Raw genomic sequence first — 628 nt, forward strand, 5'->3', positions numbered from 1 at the left:
GTGCAGGCGCCAGAAGTCGGGCAGCGCATCCTTATAGAATAGAAACGTGGCTACCAGCGCGTACGGAAACAAAAAGCCACACAGCAGCAGCAGCGAACTACGAAAGGAGCTGGCCGCAAAAATCACCACCGCGAACAGGCCCACCACCACAAACAGGCCCAGCGGCAGGTAGCACAGCGCCCCCAGCCCAATCAGAAACCCGGCTCGGAACAGGCGGCGGTTGTCGTAGCCCTCGCGCGAGGTAGGCAGCAAGGCACTTAGGGCAAACACGATGAATGTGTGGCCGATGAGCAGCGGCGACAGCGCATCCAAATCGGTACTAATGCTGCCCACCAGCAGATAGGTGAGGGCCGTGACGTAGCCACGGTCGGGGTGCACATCGTAGCGGGCCAGCACCAGGTTCAGGCGCAGCGCCTGAATGAGCAGCAGCCCCAGCGCCGCCACTCGGTACAGCCACACGGGCCGGGCCAGCACGGCATCGAGACCCGCAAACAGAGCGGCGGCCAGCGGCGCGGTGCCGTCGTAGAGGTCACGGTACGGCATGGCCCCGCCGTGCAGGCGCCAGAAGTCGGGCAGCGCATCCTTATAGAATAGAAACGTGGCTACCAGCGCGTACGGAAACAAAAAG

At 63.1% G+C, this 628-nt stretch carries 1 pseudogene; it reads right to left on the reverse strand.

What is annotated here, in order from left to right:
* Window positions 1-628 (reverse strand): annotated as a pseudogene (locus ACYVDE_RS25460) (hypothetical protein); the annotation flags it as partial.

It is taken from the genome of Hymenobacter agri, assembly GCF_054778495.1.